A 21,905-nucleotide genomic window follows, 5' to 3' on the forward strand; every position below is an offset into this window, starting at 1 on the left:
GTGGCAGCCTGTTGTCACTCTTCGCGCGAGAGCGCTTTCAGTTCATAGATCAAATTCAGAGCCTCTTTCGGGGTCAGGTCGTCGGGCAGGACCTCTTTCAGCCGCAGCACGGCGGCGGACTCCGCGGCTTTCGGACTCGGCGGCGGGGGAGGGCTCGCGGCGAACAGCGGCAGATCGTCTATGAAGGCGGCCCGCTTGCCGCCGCCTTCCCGCTCGCCTTTCTCCAGGGCGTCCAGCACGACCCGGGCGCGTTCGACCACGGTGGCGGGCAAGCCGGCCAGTTTTGCCACCTGCACCCCATAGCTGCGATCCGCGGCACCGCGCCGGACCTCGTGCATGAAGATCACGTCGCCCTCGTGTTCCTTGACCGCGACAGTGGCATTGTCCACGCGCTCCAATTTGTCGCTCAGACGCGTCAGTTCATGGTAATGCGTCGCGAACAGGGCGCGGCACCGATTGGTTTCGTGCAGATGTTCCAAGGTGGCCCAAGCGATGCTGAGGCCGTCATAGGTGGCGGTGCCGCGTCCGATCTCGTCAAGGATCACCAGCGCCTTGTCGTCGGCCTGGTTCAGGATGGCGGCGGTTTCCACCATCTCGACCATGAAGGTGGACCGGCCGCGCGCCAGGTCGTCGGAGGCGCCAACTCGGCTGAAAAGCTGGCTGACAAGGCCGATACGCGCACGGGCTGCGGGCACGTAACTCCCCATCTGCGCGAGCACGGCAACAAGCGCGTTCTGGCGCAGGAAGGTCGATTTACCGGCCATGTTCGGCCCGGTCAGAAGCCAGATGTCGCTGGCATCGCCCAAAGCGCAATCGTTCGCGATGAAAGGCGCCCCATCCTGCGTGCGCAACGCGGCCTCGACCACCGGATGACGTCCCGCCTCGATATGCAGCGCTCGGCTGTCGTCGATCTGCGGGCGGCACCAGTTCTCGGCGCGTGCGAGATCCGCCAAAGCGGCGGAGAGGTCGAACTCGGCCAAGGACCGCGCGACCAGCGAAACCTCGGCCGATTTTTCCAGGATTGCCCGTTTCAGGGCGTCATAGAGCCGCTTTTCAATTTCGAGCGCTCGCCCTCCCGCATTGAGGATGCGTGTTTCCATTTCGCTGAGCGGGACGGTGGTAAAACGCACCTGGTTCGCCGTGGTCTGGCGATGCTTGAAGGTTTCATTTAGCGGTTCGGACAGCATCTTGTCGGCGTGGGTCGCCGTCACCTCGACGAAATACCCAAGGACATTGTTGTGCTTGACTTTCAGGCTTTGGATGCCGGTCGCCTGGGCGTATTCCGCCTGCATCCCCGCGATGACGCTGCGCCCTTCGTCACGCAGTTTTCTGGCCTCGTCCAGCTCGGCGTCGTACCCATCGGCGATGAAGCCGCCGTCGCGGGCCAGCAGGGGCGGCTCTGCAATCAGGGCTTCGTCCAGCAGGTCCAACAGTTCATCATGGCCGGTGAGCGCGGCGGACACCTCCTGCAGGGGCTTGGGCAGGTCCTGGCCGTCCAGCATCCGCGCGACCTCGGCGCTTTGCGTGAGGCCGTTGCGAATGGCGGCCAGATCCCGGGGTCCGCCCCGGTCAAGACCAAGACGGGACAGGGCCCGATCCAGATCTGGAACCTTGCGCAGCACCTCTCGCAGATCTTGTGCAAAGCGGGTGTGCCCGACCATGAAATCCACGCAATCGAGCCGATCCTGGACAACGTGCAGCACCCGGCTCGGGCTGGAGATGCGCCGCTCCAGCAAGCGGCCACCGCCGGCGGTTACCGTCCGGTCGATGCACGCCAGCAGTGAGCCGGACCTGCCACCGCTCAAGGACTGCGTCAGTTCCAGGTTGCGCCGTGTGGCCGCGTCGATCTGCATCACCCGCGCTTCGTTCTCGCGCAAGGGCTTTTGCAGCAGTGGGAGTTTCCCTTTCTGGGTGATCTCCAGGTACTCGACGATCGCACCCATGGCCGCGACCTCGGCACGATCAAATTGGCCAAAGGCGTCGAGCGTGCTGACATTGAACAGGGCGCAAATCCGTTTTTCGGCACCCGCGCTGTCAAAAGCCGACCGGCCGAGCGGCGTGAGCGAGACGCCGTGCTCGTCGGCGATGTCGCGAATTTCAGCCTCGTGCCCTTCGGCAACGATCAGCTCGCTGGGGGCAAGCCGCGCCAGTTCGGGTGAAAGACGCACCTCGGTCAGTGGCATGACATGGAACGCCCCGGTGGAAATATCCACCCAGGCCAGCGCGGTGGCGTCGCGCACCTTGGCGAAGGCGGTCAGGTAATTGTGGCGCCGTGCCTCGAGCAGGCTTTCCTCGGTCAGGGTGCCGGGGGTGACCAGACGGACGACATCGCGTTTGACGACGGATTTCGAGCCGCGTTTCTTGGCTTCGGCGGGGTCCTCCATCTGTTCGCAGACGGCCACGCGGAACCCCTTGCGGATCAGCGTCAGAAGGTAGCCTTCGGCAGAATGCACGGGCACGCCGCACATCGCGATATCCTCGCCCAGGTGCTTGCCGCGCTTGGTCAGCGCGATATCCAGCGCCTCGGCGGCGGCAACGGCATCGTCGAAGAACAGTTCGTAAAAGTCACCCATACGATAGAACAGCAGCGCATTCTGGTACTGCGCCTTCAGTTCCAGATACTGCGCCATCATCGGTGTCACGGCTGTTGTCGTGGATGCCACCCTGCCCCCCATCGGCTTTGGCGGGCAGCTTACAAATCACGGGCTGGGGGTAAAAGGCAAAACCGCCGGGATTCCTTGAAAACCGGGGCAAAGCGCGGAATGAGTGCTTGGTGAGGGAGGGATGGCATGATCTTCAATCTGGGCTCGATCAACGTCGACTATTTCTACGAAGTTCCGCATCTGCCGCAGCCGGGCGAGACGCTGGCGGCAAAATCCTATGCGACGGGACTGGGGGGAAAGGGCGCGAACATGTCGGTGGCCATCGCCAGGGCCGGAGGACAAGTGCGCCATATCGGAGCCGTCGGGCCCGAGGGGGCCTGGCTAAAAACGCGGCTGGCGGACTACGGGATAGACGTTGCGCACATATCCGAGGTCGACACGGCGACGGGCCATGCCGTGATTAATGTGGACCGCCAGGGAGAGAACGCGATCGTGATCTTCCCCGGCGCGAACCGCAAACAGTCACCCGGGTCAATTGACGCGGCACTGCATGATGCGCGTCAGGGTGATATTCTGATGTTTCAGAACGAAACCAACGGCAAGAAATTTGCGGCCGCGCAAGCGCGGGAAAAGGGGCTGCACGTGGTGTATGTGCCTGCGCCGTACGATGAAAGCGCAGTGATGGATGTGCTTTCATACACTCAAATTCTGGTGCTGAACGAAATTGAGTTCAGCCAGATGATGCAGGCCACCGGGCGGGACGTGGCAACTCTTGGGGTTGCAACCATAGTCGTGACGCGCGGGGCGCAGGGGGCGCTGTTGCTGGAGGAAAGCGCCGGTTGGACGGAACGGGTTTTTGCCGCGCCCGCCGTTGACCCGGTGGATACGACAGGCGCCGGTGATACGTTCGCGGGGTATCTGGCCGCTGGCCTCGATGCCGGGCTGGATGCCGCGGTCGCGGTCCAGCGCGCGGTGTCTGCCTCGGCGTTGCAGGTGACGCGGCGCGGGACTGCGGATGCTATCCCGGACCTGACGGAGGTTCAGGCCTTTATGCGTCAGGACCCGACGAATGGCGCGTCGTTGCCCCACAACTGACGGATGCGGGCATCTCGGCCACATGCCTTGCGATACGCCTTGTAGGCCTTGGCCTGCGTTTTCGGACCGAAGCGGGTGATGATCAGGCGGTCGCCCTTGTAGTAGTCCTGGTGATAGTCTTCCGCCTGGTAGAAGTCCGACGCGGGCAGGATCGGCGTCACGATATCCTGGCCAAGAGACGCGGCCGCCTTTGCCTTGGCGGTCTCTGCGGCCTCTTTCTCGGCGTTTCCGTTGACAAAGATCGCGGTGCGGTAACTGTCGCCCCGGTCGCAGAACTGGCCGCCGGCGTCGGTGGGATCGACCGAGCGGAAGAAGAGTGACAAGAGCTCGTCCCTGCTGACCTGCGCGGGATCGTACTCGATCTGTACCGCCTCGTAGTGGCCCGTGCCGCCGCGCACGACCTGTTTGTAGGTCGGGTTTTCCACGGTGCCGCCGGTATAGCCGGAGACGACCTCGCTGACGCCTTCGACGGATTCGAAATCCGCCTCGACGCACCAGAAACAGCCGCCGGCCACCGTGAGCGTTTCGGTTTCGGCGGCCTTGGCGGCGTTGGTCTGGACACCGAAGCCGACGGCGATGGATATGGCGAGCACGGTCGCCTTGATATTTCGCAGATGGTGCATGGCACAGCCTCCCTTTGGTCAGGGTCAAACTGCCGCGCTTCGGCTGCTGTTCCAACTCACCACGCCGTGAGGTCACGGGCCGGTGATGCGAATTTACCCCTTGGCACCGATTTGGCCTGTTCCTAGCGTGTGCTGAAACAAATCGCGGGGCGGTTTGTAACAAAGCGAAAGGGCGACGGGTATGGCAGAGCATCAGACGACACACCAGGCGGAAGAGGATGCGCGGAACGAAGAGATCCTGATCTGGCTGAACGGTCGGATCGTGCCGAAGGCAGAAGCGCTGGTCAGTGTCTATGACAGCGGATTCATGCTGGGCGACGGGGTGTGGGAAGGTCTGCGGCTGTATGACGGGACGTGGGCCTTTGTCGATGAGCATCTTGATCGCTTGTTCGAGGCGGCGAAGGCGATTGACCTGGATATCGGCCTGTCGCGCGAGGAGGTGTTGCAAGCCATTCTGGACACGCAGAAAGCTAACGACATGACAAGCGATGCCCATGCACGCCTGATGGTGACGCGGGGCGTCAAGACGCGACCGTTCCAGCACCCGAGCCTGTCGCGGCAGGGGCCGACGGTCACGATCATCATGGAGCATTCGCGCCCCAAGATTGCGCGGCCCATACGGCTGGCCACTGTGCCTCATCTCCGGGGCCTGCCGATGACGCAGGACCCGAAGCTGAATTCGCATTCCAAGCTCAACTGCATCCTGGCCTGCATCGCCGCGGAAAAAGCGGGTGCGGACGAAGCCTTGATGCTGGATGTGCATGGGTTCGTGAACACGACTAATGCCTGCAATTTCTTTATCGTTCGTAAAGGCGAAGTTTGGACCTCGACCGGGGACTATTGCATGAACGGAATTACGCGGCAGAAAGTCATCGACCTATGCAGGGAAAACGGCATTCCGGTTCACGAGCGGAATTATTCTCTGGTGGATACCTATGGCGCGGAGGAGGCGTTTCTGACCGGCACATTCGGCGCGCAGACGCCGGTGAGCGAGATCGACGAGCGGCCCATTGGCGATGGCGAGGCCGGGCCGGTGACGAAGCGGATCCAAGCGCTTTACAAGGACCTGATCGCCAAGGAATGCGCCTGATGCGGATCGCGATGTGGTCGGGGCCGCGCAACCTGTCGACGGCGATGATGTATGCCTTTGCGGCGCGGGGCGATTGCGCCGTGATCGATGAGCCGTTCTATGCCGCCTACCTGACGATGACAGGGCTGGAGCACCCGATGCGGGACGAGATCATTGCCTCGCAATCGTGTGATCCTGCGGATGTGGTCGCCGGGCTGATGGGGCCTATCCCACAGGGAAAGCAGCACTTTTATCACAAGCACATGGCGCAGCACATGATAGACGGCGTGCCGCGCGAATGGATCCGGGACGTGGTGAACGTGTTCCTGATCCGGCATCCGGCGCGGGTGGTGGCGAGTTTTTCCGCCAAGTACGAAAAGCCCACGCTGGACGATATCGGCTTTCGTCAGCAGGCGGAGCTGTTCGACCAGGTCAAGGCGCTGGGTGGCGATCCGGTGGTGATCGACAGCGCCGATATCCGGCGCGATCCCGAGGGGCACTTGCGGGCCTTGTGCGACCGGATCGGGTTGGAATGGACGCCGGACATGCTGCGCTGGCCCAAGGGCGGGCACGCGGATGATGGGGTCTGGGCCAGCCACTGGTACGGGGCTGTGCACGGCTCGACCGGGTTCGCATCGGCCGAGGGAGAGGTGCCGGAACTGACCGGGTGGAAGGCTGATCTGTCCGCCGCCGCGATGCCCTATTACGAGGCGTTGCGCGGGGAAGCGGTTAACGCACCGTATCAGGGTTAACGGGCGAATCAGAGCCTGATTTGGCATGTCGGTATCGCGTCGGTATTTCAGTGGTATCGCGACGGTGCCGATTTTGCAGAACGCCGTGGTGAACGGGCCGAACGCGCGTCGGCCCGTCTGAGTTGCCGCGCCTAGCCTTTCAGGCGCCGATTGCGCGCGGCGAGAAGTTTCAGGCGCAGGGCATTCAACTGAATGAACCCGGCGGCGTCTTTCTGGTCGTAGGCGCCGGCGTCTTCCTCGAACGTCACGTGGGCCTCGGAATAGAGCGAGTGATCGGACCAGCGACCGACGCAGGTGACGGACCCCTTGTAGAGCTTCAGCCGGACGGTGCCGGTGACGTGCTCCTGGCTTTTGTCGATGGCGGCTTGCAGCATCTCGCGTTCGGGGCTGAACCAGAAGCCGTTGTAGATGAGCTCGGCATAGCGGGGCATCAGGCTGTCCTTGAGGTGGCCCGCGCCGCTGTCGAGCGTGATCTGCTCTATGCCGCGATGCGCCTCGAGCAGAACGGTGCCGCCGGGGGTCTCGTAGATGCCGCGGGACTTCATGCCGACGAAACGGTTTTCCACGAAATCGAGCCGGCCGATGCCATGCTTGCCGCCAAGCTCGTTGAGCCTGGTCAGGATCGTGGCGGGGGACATGGCCTCGCCGTTGATCGACACGGCGTCGCCCTTTTCGAACCCGATCTCGACGAGTTCGGGGACGTCGGGCGCATCCTCGGGGTTCGTGGTGCGCTGGTAGACGTAGTCGGGTGCCGGCTCGGCGGGGTCTTCCAGCACCTTGCCCTCGGATGAGGTGTGCAGGAGGTTGGCGTCCACGCTGAACGGCGCCTCGCCGCGCTTGTCCTTGGCGATGGGGATCTGGTTCTTCTCGGCAAATTCCAGAAGGCGGGTGCGCGAGGTCAGGTCCCATTCGCGCCACGGCGCGATGACCTTGATATCGGGGTTGAGCGCGTAAGCGGCCAGTTCGAACCGGACCTGGTCATTGCCTTTGCCGGTGGCGCCGTGGGCGACAGCATCGGCGCCGGTTTCGGCGGCGATCTCGACAAGGCGCTTGGAAATGAGCGGGCGCGCGATGGAGGTGCCGAGCAGGTACTGGCCTTCGTAAAGCGCGTTGGCGCGGAACATCGGGAAGACGAAGTCGCGGACGAATTCCTCGCGGATATCCTCGATGTAGATATTGTCGGGGTTGATACCGAGGAGTTCGGCCTTCTTGCGGGCTGGATCGAGCTCTTCGCCCTGGCCGAGATCGGCGGTGAAGGTCACGACCTCGCAGCCGTACTCGGTTTGCAGCCACTTGAGGATGATCGACGTATCGAGGCCGCCGGAATAGGCCAGCACGACTTTCTTGGGCGCGGACATCTTGGTACCCCTTTGCATGATGTTGCAGGGGCGATTACCGGGTTTTCACAGGCGGGGCAAGGCGGCGGAGGCTTGTCACGCGGGCCGCGATGAGCGAAGGACGGGGCATGAGCGATTTCCGAACCAAGGCCCGGGCCGCCGAGGCCGAAATGCGCGCCGTCTTCGAGCCGACGCCGCTGCAGCGCAATGCGCACCTGTCCGACAGGTACGGCGCGGAGGTGTACCTGAAGCGCGAGGATCTGAGCCCGGTGCGAAGTTACAAGCTGCGTGGGGCGTTCAACGCGATGCGCAAGGTGATGGCGGCGGGCGAGGATGCGCCGGTGTTCGTTTGCGCCAGTGCCGGCAACCATGCGCAGGGCGTGGCCTTCATGTGCCGGCATTTCGGGGTGAAGGGCGTGATCTTCATGCCGGTGACGACGCCGCAGCAGAAGATCGGCCAGACGCGCAAGTTTGGCGGCGATGCAGTGACGATCCGCATGGTTGGGGACTATTTCGACGACACGCTGGCCAAGGCGCAAGCCTATTGCGCCGAGGTGGGCGGGCATTTCCTGTCGCCGTTTGACGACGAGGACGTGATCGAGGGGCAGGCGTCGGTCGCGGTGGAAATCGAGGCGCAGTTGGGCGTGGTGCCGGACCGGATCGTGCTGCCGGTGGGCGGCGGGGGCCTGTCGTCGGGCGTGCGCAGTTATTTCGGGCCGGAGGCGAACATGGTGTTCGTGGAGCCGATGGGCGGCGCTTGTCTTGCCGCCGCGTTGCAGGCCGGGGCGCCTGTGCGGCTGAAATCCGTGAACACCTTTGCCGACGGGGCGGCTGTGGCGCAGATCGGGGCGCGGACGTTTGAGCGGTTGCGCGATGTGGATTCCGCAAGCGTTCTGGCCGTGGCCGAGGATCGGGTCTGCACCACGATGCTGGAGATGCTGAACATCGAGGGCATGGTGCTGGAACCGGCAGGTGCGCTGGCGGTGGATGCGCTGAAGGACCTGGATATAAGCCCCGGCGAGAAGATCGTCTGCGTGACCTCGGGCGGGAATTTCGATTTTGAACGCCTGCCGGAAGTGAAGGAGCGGGCGCAGCGGTTCGCGGGGCTGAAGAAATACTTTGTGCTGCGGATGCCGCAGCGGCCCGGGGCGCTGAAGGACTTCCTGACGATTCTGGGGCCGGACGACGATATCGCGCGGTTCGAGTACCTGAAGAAATCGGCGCGCAATTTCGGCTCGGTCCTGATCGGGATCGAGACCAGTGACGCGGCCAATTTCCAGAGGATCGAGGCGGAGATGACCGCGGGCGGGTTCGAGCACCGCGATATCACCAATGACCAGATCCTGGCGGAGTTCCTAATTTGAGGTGAGGCGGGGCAGTTCGCCCAGGAACTCGGTCTTGGACGAGGTGTAGGTCTCGACGATATGGGCGAGGTCGATATCGGAGGCGTCGCCGCGCGCGGCCGTGAGTTCGCCATCCTTGCAGAGCCTGGAAAAGTCATCGAAGCCGAGGTTGAGCGCGCTGCCCTTGAGAAAATGCAGCTTGGCCTCGAGCGTTTCGGGGGCGGGGTTGGCGCGAAGCTCGGCAATCTCCTCCTCGACCTCTTCGAGGAAGATCTCGACCACCTCGTCGAAATCCTCGGCCCCGATTTCGTCACGCAACTGGGTCACACGGTTCCAATCGATCATGGCAGCCTCCTTTCTGCCGGACGCTAGGGGCACTCGATTAAAGGCCGGTGAAGGAGGTGGACGAATTAGGCGGCATTTTAGGCTTCACATGGCATTAAGGGGGGCGTGGTTGCATATGGGCGAAAACGCATAGGCAAGACCCGTGTCGGCCCACCCCAGCAAGGCGATAGATCCGCCGCCCGATCAGATGAGCATCCGCCGTGTGCTGGTTGTCGATGACAGCCGGTTGCAGCGGCGCATCATCAACGCGGCCCTGTCGCGACTGGGGCTGGAGGTGGTCGAGGCCGGATCGGGGACCGAGGCGCTGGCGATTTGCGAGGCGGCGCCGCCGGACCTGGTGATCAGCGACTGGATGATGCCGGGGATGAACGGGCTGGAGCTGTGCCGTGCGTTCCGGGCGCTGCCGCGGGAAGATTACGGGTATTTCATCCTGGTGACCTCGAAGAGCGAGAAGGAGGAGGTGGCGCTGGGCCTCGATGCCGGGGCGGACGATTTCCTGACGAAGCCGATCAACCCGGGCGAGCTGCGCGCACGGATCGCGGCGGGGGACCGGATCGTGCGGATGCAGCGCGAGCTGAGCGAGACGAACCGACTGGTGCGCGAAACACTGGCGGAATTGCAGGGGCTCTACGATTCGCTCGACAGTGACCTGATCGAGGCGAAGAAGCTGCAACAGTCGCTGATTTCCGAACGCTACCGCGAGTTTGGCTCGGCGCAGGTGTCGTTGCTGTTGCGCTCTGCGGCGCATGTGGGGGGCGACCTTGTGGGGGTCTTTCCGGTAAGCGAGACGCGGATCGGTCTTTATGCGATAGACGTGTCGGGGCATGGCGTGAGTTCGGCCCTGATGACGGCGCGGCTGGCGGGATACCTGTCGGCCACCACGCCCGAGCAGAACGTGGCGCTGGTGCATGGTCCGGATGGGTTTCTGCCGCGGCCGCCGAACGAGGTGCTGGCGGACCTGAACCAGATGTTTCTGGGTGAAATAGAGACTGAACTTTATTTCACGATGCTCTTGGCCGATGTCGATCTTGCCACCGGGCGCGTGACCATGGCGCAGGCGGGGCACCCGTGCCCGGCCATCCAGCGCGCCGACGGGCGGGTCGAGATAAACGGGCCGGGGGGCCTGCCCGTGGGGCTGATCGACGGCGCGACGTATGACGCTTTCGAGGTGCAGCTGTATCCCGGCGACCGGCTGTTGCTGCATTCGGACGGGGTGGACGAATGCGCGGATCGCGCGGGCAGGCTGCTGGGCGAGGACGGGGTGCGGCGTATCCTGCGCGAGCTGCGCCAGACCGAAGGCATGGCGTTGCTGGAATCGGTGATCTGGAAGCTGGCGGAGTATGCCGGGCGCGACGATTTCGACGACGACGTGTCGGCAGTGCTGCTGGAGTTCAGGCCAGTCGGAAAAGCACCCTGACGAAGTGCCGGTCGCCGGGGTTGCCGACATGGCGCGCGGCGGTTTCGGGATCGGCGAAAAAGGCGGTATGGCCGGGTTCGGACGGCGCGGACAGAGGGCGGACGGGCCGGGCGTGGTAGACGATGCAGATCTTGTCGGCCCACAGATCGTATTCCGGCATGTAGACGAAGCGCCGGAACGCGCCGAGCCGACGGGGGCCGGCGATGCGCCAGCCGGTTTCCTCGAACACTTCGCGGTGCAGCGCCTGGAGGGGCGATTCGCCGGGGTCGATGCCGCCGCCGGGCAATTGCATCTCGGGCTTGGGCTCTTCCTGCCAGGTCAGGAGGAGTTTTCCGTTGCGCGGCAGGATGGCGTAGGCGCCGGGGCGCGCGGTGTATCGGATGTCGGGCCTTGGCGGCTTGCCGAAGCGTCGCATGGCGGGCCCCCCTTGGAGTATGCCTTGTTGCGCATATATAGTCGCGATATGCCAAGAACGGGCGCACAAGAAAACCCCCCAAAGGATACGCGATGACACTCGGCCAGAAGATCGCCTGGGACGATACCGTCCTGCCATTTCAATTGGACCAATCGGACGTGCGTGGCCGCGTGGTGCGGCTGGACGGTGTGCTAGATGGTGTGCTGAAACAGCATGACTATCCCGCGCCGGTGGAGGCGCTCATTGCCGAGATGGCGTTGATGACGGCGCTTATCGGACAGACGATCAAGCTGCGCTGGAAGCTGTCTTTGCAGGTGCAGTCACAAGGCCCGGTGCGGATGATCGCGACGGATTACTTCGCCCCGTCCGAGGATGGCGAGCCCGCGAAGATCCGCGCCTATGCCAGTTTCGACCCGGAGCAGATTACCGATGCCACGCCGTTCGAGCAGATCGGCGAAGGGTATTTCGCGGTGATTCTGGACCAGGGCAAGGATACCGCGCCCTACCAGGGAATCACGCCGATCGCGGGCACGCGTCTGAGCGATTGCGCCGAGGCCTATTTCGCGCAGTCCGAGCAATTGCCGACGCGGTTTGCCCTGAGCTATGGCCGTTCGACCGAGGGCGACGGGCGCGAGCACTGGCGCGCGGGCGGCGTGATGATCCAGATGATGCCCAAGGCGTCGCCCTTTGCCAGCGGTGGCGGAAGCGGCGAAGACGGGTTGCTGTCGGCCTCGGATATCTTGGATGAGGATGGCGAGGAAAACTGGAACCGCGTAAACACCCTGCTGGATACGGTCGAGGACCTGGAACTGATCGGACCGTCGGTGTCGTCGACCGACCTGCTGGTGCGTCTGTTTCACGAAGAGACCCCGCGCGTCTTTGACGTTCAGCCGGTGCGCTTTGGCTGTACCTGTTCCGAGGAGCGGTTGCGCAACAGCCTGTCGATCTATTCGGCCAAGGATATCGGGCACATGACCACCGACGAGGGCACGGTCACCGCCGATTGCCAGTTCTGCGGGGCGCATTACACGCTCGACCCGGCGACGCTGGGTTTCGAGGCCGAGGCGAAGGGCGATGACGAGTGACCTGATTGCGACCCTGCGCGGCGCGTTGCAGGGCGACATGGCGCCGTCGTCGGATTACGATCTGAACCCGGATGTGGTACTGCCGGAGGGGCGCAAGCTGCGGCCCGCCGGGGTGCTGGTGCCGATCGAGGTGACGGAAGCGGGCGCGCGGCTGTGGCTGACCAAGCGGTCCTCGGCCTTGCAGCATCATCCGGGGCAGGTGGCGTTTCCCGGTGGCAAGCAGGAGGACGGTGACGCCGATATCGTGGCCGCCGCCCTGCGCGAGGCGCACGAGGAGATCGGGCTGGACCCGGACAAGGTGGAGGTCCTGGGCACGTTGCCGCCGCACGAGACGGTGACGAGTTTCCACGTGACGCCGGTGATCGGGGTGATCTCGACGCCGTTTTCGCCGGTGCCCGAGGCGGGCGAAGTGGAGGAAGTGTTCTCGGTTCCGCTGGAGCACGTGTTGGAGTTGGGCCGGTTCAGGGTCGAATCCCGGCGCTGGCGCGGGACCCGGCGGCATTATTTCGCGGTGCCGTATGGCCCCTATTACATCTGGGGCGCGACCGCGCGGATGTTGCGCGCGATGGCCGAGGCTGTACGCTTGGGCGCATGACCCTGACAGGTGACTGGATCGACGCGAACGAGACGCAGGATGTGTGCCGGATGCTGGAGGCAGCCGGGCATCGCGCCCTGTTGGTCGGCGGCTGCGTGCGAAACGCGCTGATGGGCGTGGCGGTGAACGACATCGACATCAGCACGGACGCGCGGCCAAATGCCGTTGTCGCGCTGGCAGAGGCGGCGGGGATGAAGCCGGTGCCCACGGGGATCGAGCATGGCACGGTGACGGTGGTCTGCCGGGGCGTGCCGTTCGAAGTGACGACCTTTCGCAAGGATGTGGAGACGGACGGGCGGCGCGCCGTGGTCGCCTTTGCCGATGACGTGGAAAGTGACGCGCGGCGGCGGGATTTCACGGTGAACGCGCTCTATGCGACGCGAAAGGGTGAGGTAATCGACCCGCTGGGCGGGTTGCCGGATATCGCGGCGCGGCGCATCCGGTTCATCGACGATGCCGAGACGCGGATACGGGAGGATTACCTGCGCATCCTGCGGTTCTTTCGCTTTCACGCGGCCTACGGGGACCCTGCGGGGGGTCTGGACCCGGACGGGCTGGCGGCCTGCGCGGCGCTGGCGGACGGGATCGACGGGTTGTCGAAAGAGCGGATCGGGGCGGAGATGGGCAAGCTGCTGGCGGCGCGCGACCCCGCGCCATCGGTTGCGGCGATGCGGCAGGCGGGGGTGCTGGCGCACGTTCTGCCCGGGGCCGATAACCGGGCGCTGGCGCCGCTGGTGCATCTGGAAGAGATGCACGGGTTTGACGCGGACGCGATGCGGCGGTTGGCGGCGCTGGGTGGGGACAATCCGGCCGACGCGCTGCGCCTGAGCCGGAAGGATGCGCGGCGGCTGGAGGGTCTGCGCAACGAGGCCGCGGGCCCGCAACCGCCCGAGGCGCTGGGGTATCACCACGGGGCGGAGACGGCGCGGGACATCGTGCTGTTGCGTGCCGCGATGTTCGAGCTGCCGGTTCCGCGTCACGCCTTTGCCGCCGCAGAGTTGGGGGCGAACGCGGTGTTTCCTATCAACGCGCAGGACCTGATGCCGGCGCTGGAAGGTCCCGCATTGGGCAAGGCCCTGAAAGAACTGGAGGATGCGTGGATCGCGTCGGGGTTTGCGCTCGACCGGCAGGCGCTGCTGAAACTGGCGACATGAAAGGGTCATTTGACTTCGCCGGAATTTGGCGGCATCTTGCCCGCACCACATGGAGGTTGAGACATGCTTATCGGGGACTTTGAACGCTCATAAGCGCCGGATCGCGGAAGTGATCCCGTGCGCGGCGTCGCGCCCCTTTGTCATGTCTATTCTTTCGCGGAGTCCCCTCCATGTTCAAGTTTTTCGAAAACCTCGTTGATCCTTATGTGCCGTATGAAGAGTCGGACACGCCGCCGACGCGGCTGTGGCCGTTCATGCGGCTTTACATGGTGCCGTTTCGCCGGGTGTTCTGGATGGCCGGGATCATGTCGGTCGTGGTGGCCGCCATCGAGATCTGGCTGATCTACTACATGGGGCGGATCGTCGACATCCTGGCGGGCGACCCGATGGAGGTCTGGCGGGCCTACGGCACCGAGATCATCGTGGTGGCGGTGTTCATCTTGGCCGTACGCCCCGCGATACAGGCGTTCGACGTGATGTTGCTGAACAACACGATCCTGCCGAATTTCGGCACGCTGATCCGTTGGCGGGCGCATAAGCATGTGCTGCGCCAGTCGGTGGGCTGGTTCGAGAACGACTTTGCCGGGCGGATCGCCAACCGGATCATGCAGACGCCGCCGGCGGCGGGCGAAGCGGTGTTCCAGGCGTTCGACGCCATCGCGTTTTCCATCGCGTACATCATCGGGGCGGGCATATTGCTGAGCGATTCCGACCCCCGGCTGATGCTGCCGCTGGTGGGCTGGCTGGCGCTGTACGGATTTCTGGTGCACTGGACGGTCAAGCGGGTGCAGCCGGCCTCGAAAGCGGCGTCGGATGCGCGCAGCCTTGTGACGGGGCGCGTGGTGGACGCCTATACCAACATTCATTCGGTGAAGCTGTTCGCGCATAACACGCGCGAGGTGGAATACGCCAAGGAGGCGATCGAACACGCGCGGCAGACCTTCCAGAACGAGATGCGGATCTACACGGTGATGGACGTGGTCCTGACGCTGCTCAATGGCCTCTTGATCGTGGCCGTTGTCGGCTGGGCGTTCTGGCTGTGGATGCAGGGGCAGGCGAGTGTCGGCGTGGTGGCCGCGGCGACGGCGCTGACCTTGCGGCTGAACGCGATGACCGGGTGGATCATGTGGGCGCTGACCTCGTTCTTTCGGCAGCTGGGTGTCGTGGCCGAAGGGATGGAGACGATTGCCCAGCCGATCACCCTTGTGGACGCGAAGGATGCCAAGCCGCTGGACATGCAGGAAGGCCGGATCGAACTGCGGGAGCTTTCGCATCATTTCGGGCGTGACAGCGGCGGTCTGGACCGGATTTCGCTGAATGTCCAACCGGGCGAGAAGATCGGGCTTGTGGGCCGGTCGGGGGCCGGAAAATCGACCCTGGTCAAGCTGCTTTTGCGGTTTTACGACGCCGAGAAGGGACAGATACTGATCGACGGTCAGGACATTTCCAAGGTAACCCAGGACAGTCTGCGCGACCGGATCGGAATGGTGCAGCAGGACAGCTCTTTGCTGCACCGCTCGGTGCGGGACAACATCCTCTATGGCAAACCCGAGGCGAGCGAGGCGCAGATGCTGGAGGCGGCGAAGAAGGCCGAGGCGCATGAGTTCATCCTCGACCTGGAGGACCCGCAGGGGCGTAAGGGGTACGATGCGCATGTGGGCGAACGGGGTGTGAAGCTGTCGGGTGGCCAGCGGCAGCGCATCACGCTGGCGCGGGTGATCCTGAAGGACGCGCCGATCCTGTTGCTGGACGAGGCGACGAGCGCGCTGGACAGCGAGGTGGAAGCGGCGATTCAGGAAACGCTCTATGGCATGATGGAGGGCAAGACGGTGATCGCGATTGCCCACCGCCTGTCGACGATCGCGCAGATGGACCGCATCATCGTGCTGGATCACGGTCGGATCGTCGAAGAGGGCGGGCATGGCGAACTGCTGGCGCAGGGCGGGCTGTACGCCCGGTTCTGGAGCCGCCAGTCGGGCGGGTTCATCAATGCCGACGAGGACGACGCGGCGGAGTAGGACATGGCCGAATTTGTGATCGAACGTCTTGGGCATCTTGGGGACGGGATCGCCGAGGGGCCGGTCTATGTGCCCGGCGCGCTGCCCGGCGAGCGGGTGACCGGCACGCTCGAGGGCAACGTTCTGCGGGACGTGAAGATCCTGCAGCCCGCCGCGACACGGGTGAAGGCGCCTTGCCGGCATTACAAATCCTGCGGCGGGTGCCAGTTGCAGCACGCCGATGACGGATTTCTGGCCGACTGGAAGACCGGGATCGTGCGCGAGGCGCTGGCGGCTCAGGGGATCGAGACCGAGATGCGCGAGATCGCCGTATCGCCGGCCAACGCGCGGCGCAGGGCCGGGTTTTCGGCGCGCCGCACCAAGAAAGGCGCGACGGCGGGGTTTCACGCCAAAGGGTCGGACGTGATCGTGGAACTAAGCGAATGCCAGGTGGTGGTGCCGGAACTGCTGGAGGGCGCCCGCGTGGCGCAGGCGCTGGCCCGGATCGGCACCAGCCGGAAAGGCGAATTGAGCGTCGCGGTCGCTTTGTCCGAGGCGGGGCTGGACGTGCGCGTGGAGGGAGGCAAGTCATTGGATGGGCCCCTGCGGATCGCGCTGGCGCAACTGGCCGAGAGCGAAGACCTGGCGCGGCTGACATGGGACGAAGAGACCGTGGTCACGCGGCGACCGCCGATGCAGGATTTCGACGGGATCGCCGTGACCCCGCCGCCGGGGGCGTTCCTGCAGGCAACCAAGGACTCCGAGCGGCTGTTGCAGGATGAGGTTGCGGCGATTTTGGCCGGAACAGAGCCTGTTATCGACCTGTTCGCGGGATGCGGCACCTTTGCTCTGCCGCTGGCGCGCGAGCGGGCGGTGCATGCCGTGGAAGGCAGCGCGGGGATGACGCGGGCGCTGGACGAGGGATGGCGGCACAGTGCGCGGTTGAAGAAAGTGACGGTCGAGGTGCGGGACCTGTTTCGCCAGCCTGTCATGGCCGAGGACCTGAAACGGTTCGGCGGCGCGGTGATCGACCCTCCGCGCGCCGGCGCCGAGGCGCAATGCCGCGAACTGGCCGAAGCGCAGGTGCCCGTGATCGCCTACGTGTCCTGCAACCCGGTGACATTCGCGCGCGATGCGAAGATCCTGACCGATGCAGGCTACGTGGTGGAGTGGGTGCGTCCGGTCGACCAGTTTCGCTGGTCGGTGCATGTCGAACTGGTTGCCGCAATCCGCCGCAAAACAGGCTGATTGCACAAATTTGAAATGACGCGGCGGTCCTGACTGTGTAAAATGCGGCCAGAGACAGGCAACAGGTTAATCGAGCAATGAATCGCAGAAATTTCATGCTTCTGTCGGTCGCCAGCGCATTTCTGGCGGCCTGTGGATCGAAGTTCAAATCCTATAACGGGCCGGAAGTGACGCAGGTTCTGATCAGCAAGAGCCGGCGGCGGATGTATCTTTTCCACCACGACAAGGTGCTGAAGGCCTATGACGTGGACCTGGGCTTTACCGCCGCGGGGCACAAGCAGTTCGAGGGCGATGGCAAGACGCCGGAAGGCGATTATTTCATCGACCGGCGCAATCCGAACAGTTCGTTCCACCTGTCGCTGGGGATTTCGTACCCCAACGAGGCGGACCGTGCCTTTGCCAAGGCGCAGGGCAAGAAACCCGGCGGGGATATCTTTATCCACGGCGAGCCCAACGACCTGGGCTGGATTCGGAAGCGGCGTTTGGGCCGGGACTGGACCGCCGGGTGCATTTCCGTGCGGAACAAGGAAATGGAAAAGATCTATGCGATGGTGCGCAACGGCACCCCCATCCGCATCATGCCGTGAGGGGTTGGCTTACTTGCCCATCACCAGCGTCCACCAGATCTTGCCGTTGCGTTCCTGTTCCCAGGAAAAGCCCATTTGCCGGGCGTCGGGTGCCATTATGACCTGCTTGGTCGACGCCTCGTCCATCCAGGCGGTCAGGGTTTCAAGCTCGGTCTCGTAGGTTTCCGAGATGTTCTCGCCGACCAAGTCGCCGCTGTAGCCGACGCGGCGGACCCGGTCGATCGGCGAGGAGCCGTCGGAGCCGAAATGCCAGGGGCGGTTCTGCACCGACATGTCGCGCGAATGGGTGGCGGCGGCCGCGTTGAGCTGCGCGTTCAGCTGAACGGCCGGGCGCCCGGCGGCCTGGCGCAGGGCATTGACGGCGTCGAGCATCCGGTACTGGATTTCAGCGGTCTGGCCCGGGCGGATGCGGTAGACCTGCTGCAGCGGCTCGCCGTCGGGGCCGACAGTGGATTGCGGCGGCGGCGCGGCACAGGCCGACAAGAGCACAAGTGCGGAAACCAGCAGGCCAAAAATACGCGTCATCAGTCTCTACCACCCAGAAGTTCGTTCGACTCGCCTCTTAGCGCGGCTTGAGTGGTCTTTCAAACCCACAACCACGTCAGGTGCCCGAATGTTGCCGGTTTGATTTGCGACTGAGGCATTCGCGCCATATGCTGCGATCAGTTCCAAAGCAGACAGTTGGAAGACAGACATGTCCCTATATCCCAAAAACACATTCAGCCGGCGCGCTTTCCTGGCCGGCACCGCCGTTTCGCTGGGCGCGCCCGCGCTGGCGCAGACCGGCACCACCGAGATGGAGAGCGCGATTACCCAGACGGTGCGGCGCAACATTTCGAGCTTTCGCGCAGCGGACTGGCGGCCGCATTTCAAGAGCCTGAGGAATGGTGCGATCCTGGTCGATATCTCGTCCCGCGCGCTGCATTTCTGGGACGAGGACGGGCAGACGAAGTTCCTGTTCCCGTCGAGCATCCCGATGTCCGAGGAGCTGACGCGGCGGGGTCGGACGCGGGTGGTGCGCAAGGTGGAGGGCCCGGACTGGCGGCCGACGCCGTCGATGCTGAAGCGGAACCCGGACTGGCCGTCCTATGTGCCGCCGGGGCCGGACAACCCGCTGGGCACCCATGCGTTGTACCTGGGCTGGACCTATTACCGGATCCACGGCACGCATGACACGCGCAAGATCGGGCGGCGGTCGTCGAACGGGTGTATCGGGCTTTACAACGAGCATATCGCGAAGCTGTTCGCGCGGGCCAAGGTGGGCACGCAGGTGCTGGTGATCTGAGGCGTTTTGCGCTGGAATAGAGACGAAAAGGGGCAGCGTTTTGGCGCTGCCTTTTCTGTTGTTTGGAGGGTCAAGTTGCTTCGCGCGGACCCAAGGCCGCAGGCCGCCGCGCGATCGCCAGACCGCCCACTGCGCCTTCTGACCCTATGTCATCCTCTGGCTTGACCAGAGGATCTCTTGCCCCACGAGATCCCGGATCAAGTCCGGGATGACGTGTGCCATTTGTTCCGACCGCTTCAGTCCAGCCAGCCCTTGAGGTTGTCTTCGATCACCGTGCTCAGCGCCTTGATATGCGCGTCGCTGTCGTTGAGGCAGGGGATATAGAGGAATTCCTCGCCGCCGGCCTCCTCGAAGCTTTCCTTGATCTCTTCGTTGATCTCTTCGAGCGTCTCGATGCAGTCGGCGGAAAAGGCGGGGGCGATGACGGCGATGTTCTTTTTGCCGTCCTCGGCCAGCTTGGCGACATGTTCCACCGTGTAGGGGCGCAGCCATTCCTCGGGGCCGAAGACGGACTGGAAGGTGGTGGTGATTTGGGTGTCGTCCCAGCCCAGACGCTCCCGCAGCAGCCGCGTCGTTTTCTGACACTGGCAGTGGTAGGGGTCGCCCTGTTTCAGATAGCGCTGCGGCATTCCGTGGTAGGAGACGACGAGGATTTCGGGCTTCTTGTCAGTCTCTGCATAGGCCTTTTCGACCGATTGGGCCAATGCTTCGATATAAAGCGGATGCTCGAAATAGGGTTCGACCACGCGGGCGATGGGCTGCCAGGTTTCGTCCATCAGAGCGCGGAAGAACTGATCATTCGCGGTGGCCGAGGTGGCGCCGGCATAGTGCGGGTAGAGCGGGAAGAAGAGAATCCGGGTGCAGCCGGCCTCGACCAGCTTGCGTACCTTGGATTTGGTCGACGGGTTGCCGTAGCGCATACAGAAATCGACCATGACATTGTCGCCATACCGGGCCTGCAGCGCCTCGGACAGTTTGGTCGTCTGGTCGCGGGTGATGGTCATCAGGGGGCTTTCGCCCTTGTCCTCGTTCCAGATGGATTTGTAGGCCTCGCCGCTGGTGAAGGGGCGTTTCGAGAGGATCACCAGTTGCAGAAGAGGCTGCCAGAGCCAGGGCGAATAGTCGATCACGCGGCGGTCCGACAGGAATTCGTTGAGATAACGCCGCATGGACCAGTAGCCGTAATCGTCGGGCGTGCCGAGATTGGCGATCAGAACGCCTGTCTTGGGCTCCGGAATGGCCGGATGGTCGGACGGGGCATGGACGGGACAGGTCTTGTTCTTGGCGGCGTCAAACATGGGCGGGCGTCTTTTCTTGTCGGATTGGATCACGGACACATAAAGGATTGCGGTCGGTCGTCAATCTTTGAGCGGGGTCTCGGAGGTGCCAAGCGCGTCGGCGAGACGTGTTGTCGCGCTTCCGGGGCGGAGGGGCTGGGGTTGGTCTTCGGACGGGGCCCAGCCGGTGAGGGTTATAAGCTCGAAGGTGGCGGGGATGCGGCCGTCGGGGGTGGCGAAGGTTTCGGCGTAGAGCTCCGCGGCACGCAAAAGCACGTCGCGGCGGGTGAAACTGCGCGGCCGGGCGTCGAGCGCGTTGGCCTCGCCCATTGCGCGCAGGTCGTGCATCAGGGCGACAAGGTTTTCGTAGCTGACATCGAGCGGCAGGGTGTCGGCCACGGGCAGCGCGAAACCGGCGCGTTGCAGGAGCGCGCCAAGGTCGCGGATATCGCCCATCGGCAGGACGCGGGGCGACAGGCCGCCGCGCAGGTCGGATTCGGCCTGGGCGAGGACGGCGCGCAGCTGATGCAGGGTCTGGCCGCCGAAGAAGACGGCGATGAACAGGCCATCGGGGCGCAAGGCGCGGCGGCATTGGATCAGTTGGCCCACGGGGTCGTCGGCCCAGTGCAGTGACATGGCGTGCAGGATCAGGTCACGCGATCCAGGCTCTAATGCAAGGGTTTCGGTGTCTTCGATGATCTGCGCGTCGGGGAAGGCGGCCGTCCACGGATCGGGGAGGCCTGCGACGATACTCGTCTGCGTAAACGATTTGTTAACGAAACTCAGCCGATCCTTGACCTCGTCGATCGCGGTCTCGTGCAGGAAGAGCGCGGGGGCGCGGCTGGCCCGTTGGCGGTGGCGCTGAAGCGCGCGGCGATCGGTGAGGGTTCTGGTCATGGTGGCTAAATAGAGTGGCTTTCGAGGCAATTCAAACGGCGCTTCGCGTGGTCTATCCGCCGCGCTGCACCTTGTGCGGCGGGCTGGTGGAGAGCGAGTTCGGTCTGTGCGGGCCGTGCTGGCGCGATACGCCGGTGTTGGCCGGGCTGGTCTGTGACCTGTGTGGCTGTCCGTTGCCCGGGGAGGAGGCGGGCAGCGACGCGCGCTGTGACGACTGCTTGCGGGTGGCGCGGCCTTGGCAGAAAGGGCGCGCGGCGCTGATCTACAAAGACAACGCGCGCAAGCTGGTGCTGGCCTTGAAACACGGCGACCGGCATGACGTTGTGCCGCTGGCGGCGACGTGGATGAAAGGGGCGGCGGCGCCGCTAATGGTGCCGGAGTGTCTGTTCGTCCCGGTGCCTTTGCACTGGACGCGGCTGTTGAAACGGCGGTTCAACCAGTCGGCCCTGCTGGCCCAGGCGGCGGCGAAAGAGTTGAACGCGGCGTGGTGTCCCGATGTTCTGAAACGTGTGAGGCGGACGCCCTCGCTGGACGGGAAGGGCATGGAGGCGCGGTTCGCGACGCTGGATGCGGCCATACGCGTGCGGAAAGGGCGGCGGGTGATGATCCACGGGCGCGTAGTGATATTGGTGGATGACGTGATGACATCGGGCGCGACGCTGGCGGCCTGCGCGGGGGCCTTGCTGGCGGGCGGCGCGGCGGAGGTCAGGACACTGACACTGGCGCGCGTGGTCAAGGATGCTTAAGTAGGGGCCAACCACGGAAAGGATTGGACCCTGTC

At 64.2% G+C, this 21,905-nt stretch carries 21 protein-coding genes; 13 read left to right on the forward strand and 8 right to left on the reverse strand.

Features of this window, described 5'->3' with window-relative positions:
* Positions 1-14 precede the first annotated feature (14 nt).
* Positions 15-2,633: a DNA mismatch repair protein MutS gene (mutS, locus tag FIU89_RS20295; RefSeq protein WP_152494618.1), complete on the reverse strand. Its 2,619-nt coding sequence runs from the start codon at positions 2,631-2,633 to the stop codon at positions 15-17.
* A gap of 156 nt (positions 2,634-2,789) precedes the next feature.
* Between mutS and FIU89_RS20300 the strand changes: the two genes are divergently transcribed.
* Complete coding sequence (locus FIU89_RS20300) at positions 2,790-3,698, forward strand: ribokinase (RefSeq protein WP_152494262.1); 909 nt, start codon at positions 2,790-2,792, stop codon at positions 3,696-3,698.
* On the opposite strand, the gene msrA is transcribed toward FIU89_RS20300, so the two are convergent.
* Positions 3,659-4,321: a peptide-methionine (S)-S-oxide reductase MsrA gene (gene msrA, locus FIU89_RS20305; protein WP_152494263.1), complete on the reverse strand. Its 663-nt coding sequence runs from the start codon at positions 4,319-4,321 to the stop codon at positions 3,659-3,661. The two genes, FIU89_RS20300 and msrA, sit on opposite strands and share 40 nt — an antisense overlap.
* Positions 4,322-4,502: 181 nt before the next feature.
* On the opposite strand from msrA, the gene FIU89_RS20310 reads away from it, so the two are divergent.
* A complete protein-coding gene (locus tag FIU89_RS20310) occupies positions 4,503-5,411 on the forward strand; it encodes a D-amino acid aminotransferase (protein WP_152494264.1) in 909 nt (302 codons plus the stop codon).
* Complete coding sequence (locus tag FIU89_RS20315; RefSeq protein ID WP_152494265.1) at positions 5,411-6,142, forward strand: HAD family hydrolase; 732 nt, start codon at positions 5,411-5,413, stop codon at positions 6,140-6,142. Before FIU89_RS20310 ends, FIU89_RS20315 begins: the two co-directional genes overlap by 1 nt.
* Positions 6,143-6,273: 131 nt before the next feature.
* Here the strand turns inward: FIU89_RS20315 and FIU89_RS20320 are convergent, their stop codons facing one another.
* Positions 6,274-7,500 carry an argininosuccinate synthase gene (locus tag FIU89_RS20320; protein WP_152494266.1) on the reverse strand — a complete coding sequence of 409 codons (1,227 nt, stop codon included), beginning with the start codon at positions 7,498-7,500 and terminating at the stop codon, positions 6,274-6,276.
* Between the two features lie 107 nt (positions 7,501-7,607).
* Between FIU89_RS20320 and ilvA the strand changes: the two genes are divergently transcribed.
* A complete protein-coding gene (gene ilvA, locus FIU89_RS20325) occupies positions 7,608-8,843 on the forward strand; it encodes a threonine ammonia-lyase IlvA (protein ID WP_152494267.1) in 1,236 nt (411 codons plus the stop codon).
* On the opposite strand, the gene FIU89_RS20330 is transcribed toward ilvA, so the two are convergent.
* Positions 8,835-9,167: an Hpt domain-containing protein gene (locus FIU89_RS20330; protein ID WP_152494268.1), complete on the reverse strand. Its 333-nt coding sequence runs from the start codon at positions 9,165-9,167 to the stop codon at positions 8,835-8,837. The genes ilvA and FIU89_RS20330 overlap by 9 nt on opposite strands.
* A 187-nt stretch (positions 9,168-9,354) precedes the next feature.
* Here FIU89_RS20330 and FIU89_RS20335 point away from each other — a divergent pair, with 187 nt between their 5' ends.
* Positions 9,355-10,584 carry a PP2C family protein-serine/threonine phosphatase gene (locus tag FIU89_RS20335; protein WP_152494269.1) on the forward strand — a complete coding sequence of 410 codons (1,230 nt, stop codon included), beginning with the start codon at positions 9,355-9,357 and terminating at the stop codon, positions 10,582-10,584.
* Here the strand turns inward: FIU89_RS20335 and FIU89_RS20340 are convergent.
* Complete coding sequence (locus tag FIU89_RS20340) at positions 10,559-10,999, reverse strand: NUDIX domain-containing protein (protein WP_152494270.1); 441 nt, start codon at positions 10,997-10,999, stop codon at positions 10,559-10,561. The genes FIU89_RS20335 and FIU89_RS20340 overlap by 26 nt on opposite strands.
* A 92-nt stretch (positions 11,000-11,091) precedes the next feature.
* Here FIU89_RS20340 and FIU89_RS20345 point away from each other — a divergent pair, with 92 nt between their 5' ends.
* The 6 genes from FIU89_RS20345 to FIU89_RS20370 all read left to right on the forward strand — a co-directional run bounded on the left by FIU89_RS20345 (position 11,092) and on the right by FIU89_RS20370 (position 17,665).
* Positions 11,092-12,084: an Hsp33 family molecular chaperone HslO gene (locus tag FIU89_RS20345; RefSeq protein WP_152494271.1), complete on the forward strand. Its 993-nt coding sequence runs from the start codon at positions 11,092-11,094 to the stop codon at positions 12,082-12,084.
* Positions 12,074-12,679, forward strand: coding sequence for a CoA pyrophosphatase (locus FIU89_RS20350; protein ID WP_152494272.1), 606 nt, complete (start codon positions 12,074-12,076; stop codon positions 12,677-12,679). The genes FIU89_RS20345 and FIU89_RS20350 overlap by 11 nt, the downstream gene beginning before the upstream one ends.
* The gene (locus tag FIU89_RS20355; protein WP_152494273.1) at positions 12,676-13,833 is read left to right on the forward strand and encodes a CCA tRNA nucleotidyltransferase; all 1,158 of its coding nucleotides are present in this window, start codon (positions 12,676-12,678) and stop codon (positions 13,831-13,833) included. The genes FIU89_RS20350 and FIU89_RS20355 overlap by 4 nt, the downstream gene beginning before the upstream one ends.
* 170 nt (positions 13,834-14,003) lie before the next feature.
* A complete protein-coding gene (locus tag FIU89_RS20360) occupies positions 14,004-15,851 on the forward strand; it encodes an ABC transporter ATP-binding protein (protein WP_152494274.1) in 1,848 nt (615 codons plus the stop codon).
* Positions 15,852-15,854: 3 nt separating this feature from the next.
* Positions 15,855-17,078 (forward strand): class I SAM-dependent RNA methyltransferase, encoded by a 1,224-nt coding sequence (locus tag FIU89_RS20365; protein WP_152494275.1) that lies wholly within the window; start codon positions 15,855-15,857, stop codon positions 17,076-17,078.
* A 95-nt stretch (positions 17,079-17,173) separates the two neighbouring features.
* Positions 17,174-17,665 (forward strand): murein L,D-transpeptidase family protein, encoded by a 492-nt coding sequence (locus FIU89_RS20370; RefSeq protein ID WP_254701751.1) that lies wholly within the window; start codon positions 17,174-17,176, stop codon positions 17,663-17,665.
* 9 nt (positions 17,666-17,674) lie between these two features.
* Here the strand turns inward: FIU89_RS20370 and FIU89_RS20375 are convergent, their stop codons facing one another.
* Positions 17,675-18,190: a CAP domain-containing protein gene (locus tag FIU89_RS20375; RefSeq protein WP_152494277.1), complete on the reverse strand. Its 516-nt coding sequence runs from the start codon at positions 18,188-18,190 to the stop codon at positions 17,675-17,677.
* A gap of 169 nt (positions 18,191-18,359) precedes the next feature.
* Between FIU89_RS20375 and FIU89_RS20380 the strand changes: the two genes are divergently transcribed.
* Positions 18,360-18,950: a L,D-transpeptidase gene (locus FIU89_RS20380; RefSeq protein WP_152494278.1), complete on the forward strand. Its 591-nt coding sequence runs from the start codon at positions 18,360-18,362 to the stop codon at positions 18,948-18,950.
* A gap of 236 nt (positions 18,951-19,186) precedes the next feature.
* On the opposite strand, the gene hemH is transcribed toward FIU89_RS20380, so the two are convergent.
* Positions 19,187-20,248, reverse strand: a complete 1,062-nt coding sequence (hemH, locus tag FIU89_RS20385) for a ferrochelatase (RefSeq protein WP_152494279.1) — start codon at positions 20,246-20,248, stop codon at positions 19,187-19,189.
* Between the two features lie 60 nt (positions 20,249-20,308).
* A complete protein-coding gene (locus FIU89_RS20390) occupies positions 20,309-21,124 on the reverse strand; it encodes a methyltransferase domain-containing protein (protein ID WP_152494280.1) in 816 nt (271 codons plus the stop codon).
* Between the two features lie 47 nt (positions 21,125-21,171).
* Between FIU89_RS20390 and FIU89_RS20395 the strand changes: the two genes are divergently transcribed.
* Positions 21,172-21,870: a double zinc ribbon domain-containing protein gene (locus tag FIU89_RS20395; protein ID WP_152494619.1), complete on the forward strand. Its 699-nt coding sequence runs from the start codon at positions 21,172-21,174 to the stop codon at positions 21,868-21,870.
* Positions 21,871-21,905: the final 35 nt, after the last annotated feature.

Origin of the sequence: Roseovarius sp. THAF27, assembly GCF_009363655.1 — a bacterium.
GTDB lineage: Bacteria > Pseudomonadota > Alphaproteobacteria > Rhodobacterales > Rhodobacteraceae > Roseovarius.

Coding starts and splice junctions, on each gene's coding strand:
- mutS (WP_152494618.1), bottom strand. CDS start 2,633: ATGATGGCGCAGTATCTGGAACTGAAGGCGCAGTACCAGAATGCGCTG.
- FIU89_RS20300 (WP_152494262.1), top strand. CDS start 2,790: ATGATCTTCAATCTGGGCTCGATCAACGTCGACTATTTCTACGAAGTT.
- msrA (WP_152494263.1), bottom strand. CDS start 4,321: ATGCACCATCTGCGAAATATCAAGGCGACCGTGCTCGCCATATCCATC.
- FIU89_RS20310 (WP_152494264.1), top strand. CDS start 4,503: ATGGCAGAGCATCAGACGACACACCAGGCGGAAGAGGATGCGCGGAAC.
- FIU89_RS20315 (WP_152494265.1), top strand. CDS start 5,411: ATGCGGATCGCGATGTGGTCGGGGCCGCGCAACCTGTCGACGGCGATG.
- FIU89_RS20320 (WP_152494266.1), bottom strand. CDS start 7,500: ATGTCCGCGCCCAAGAAAGTCGTGCTGGCCTATTCCGGCGGCCTCGAT.
- ilvA (WP_152494267.1), top strand. CDS start 7,608: ATGAGCGATTTCCGAACCAAGGCCCGGGCCGCCGAGGCCGAAATGCGC.
- FIU89_RS20330 (WP_152494268.1), bottom strand. CDS start 9,167: ATGATCGATTGGAACCGTGTGACCCAGTTGCGTGACGAAATCGGGGCC.
- FIU89_RS20335 (WP_152494269.1), top strand. CDS start 9,355: ATGAGCATCCGCCGTGTGCTGGTTGTCGATGACAGCCGGTTGCAGCGG.
- FIU89_RS20340 (WP_152494270.1), bottom strand. CDS start 10,999: ATGCGACGCTTCGGCAAGCCGCCAAGGCCCGACATCCGATACACCGCG.
- FIU89_RS20345 (WP_152494271.1), top strand. CDS start 11,092: ATGACACTCGGCCAGAAGATCGCCTGGGACGATACCGTCCTGCCATTT.
- FIU89_RS20350 (WP_152494272.1), top strand. CDS start 12,074: ATGACGAGTGACCTGATTGCGACCCTGCGCGGCGCGTTGCAGGGCGAC.
- FIU89_RS20355 (WP_152494273.1), top strand. CDS start 12,676: ATGACCCTGACAGGTGACTGGATCGACGCGAACGAGACGCAGGATGTG.
- FIU89_RS20360 (WP_152494274.1), top strand. CDS start 14,004: ATGTTCAAGTTTTTCGAAAACCTCGTTGATCCTTATGTGCCGTATGAA.
- FIU89_RS20365 (WP_152494275.1), top strand. CDS start 15,855: ATGGCCGAATTTGTGATCGAACGTCTTGGGCATCTTGGGGACGGGATC.
- FIU89_RS20370 (WP_254701751.1), top strand. CDS start 17,174: ATGCTTCTGTCGGTCGCCAGCGCATTTCTGGCGGCCTGTGGATCGAAG.
- FIU89_RS20375 (WP_152494277.1), bottom strand. CDS start 18,190: ATGACGCGTATTTTTGGCCTGCTGGTTTCCGCACTTGTGCTCTTGTCG.
- FIU89_RS20380 (WP_152494278.1), top strand. CDS start 18,360: ATGTCCCTATATCCCAAAAACACATTCAGCCGGCGCGCTTTCCTGGCC.
- hemH (WP_152494279.1), bottom strand. CDS start 20,248: ATGTTTGACGCCGCCAAGAACAAGACCTGTCCCGTCCATGCCCCGTCC.
- FIU89_RS20390 (WP_152494280.1), bottom strand. CDS start 21,124: ATGACCAGAACCCTCACCGATCGCCGCGCGCTTCAGCGCCACCGCCAA.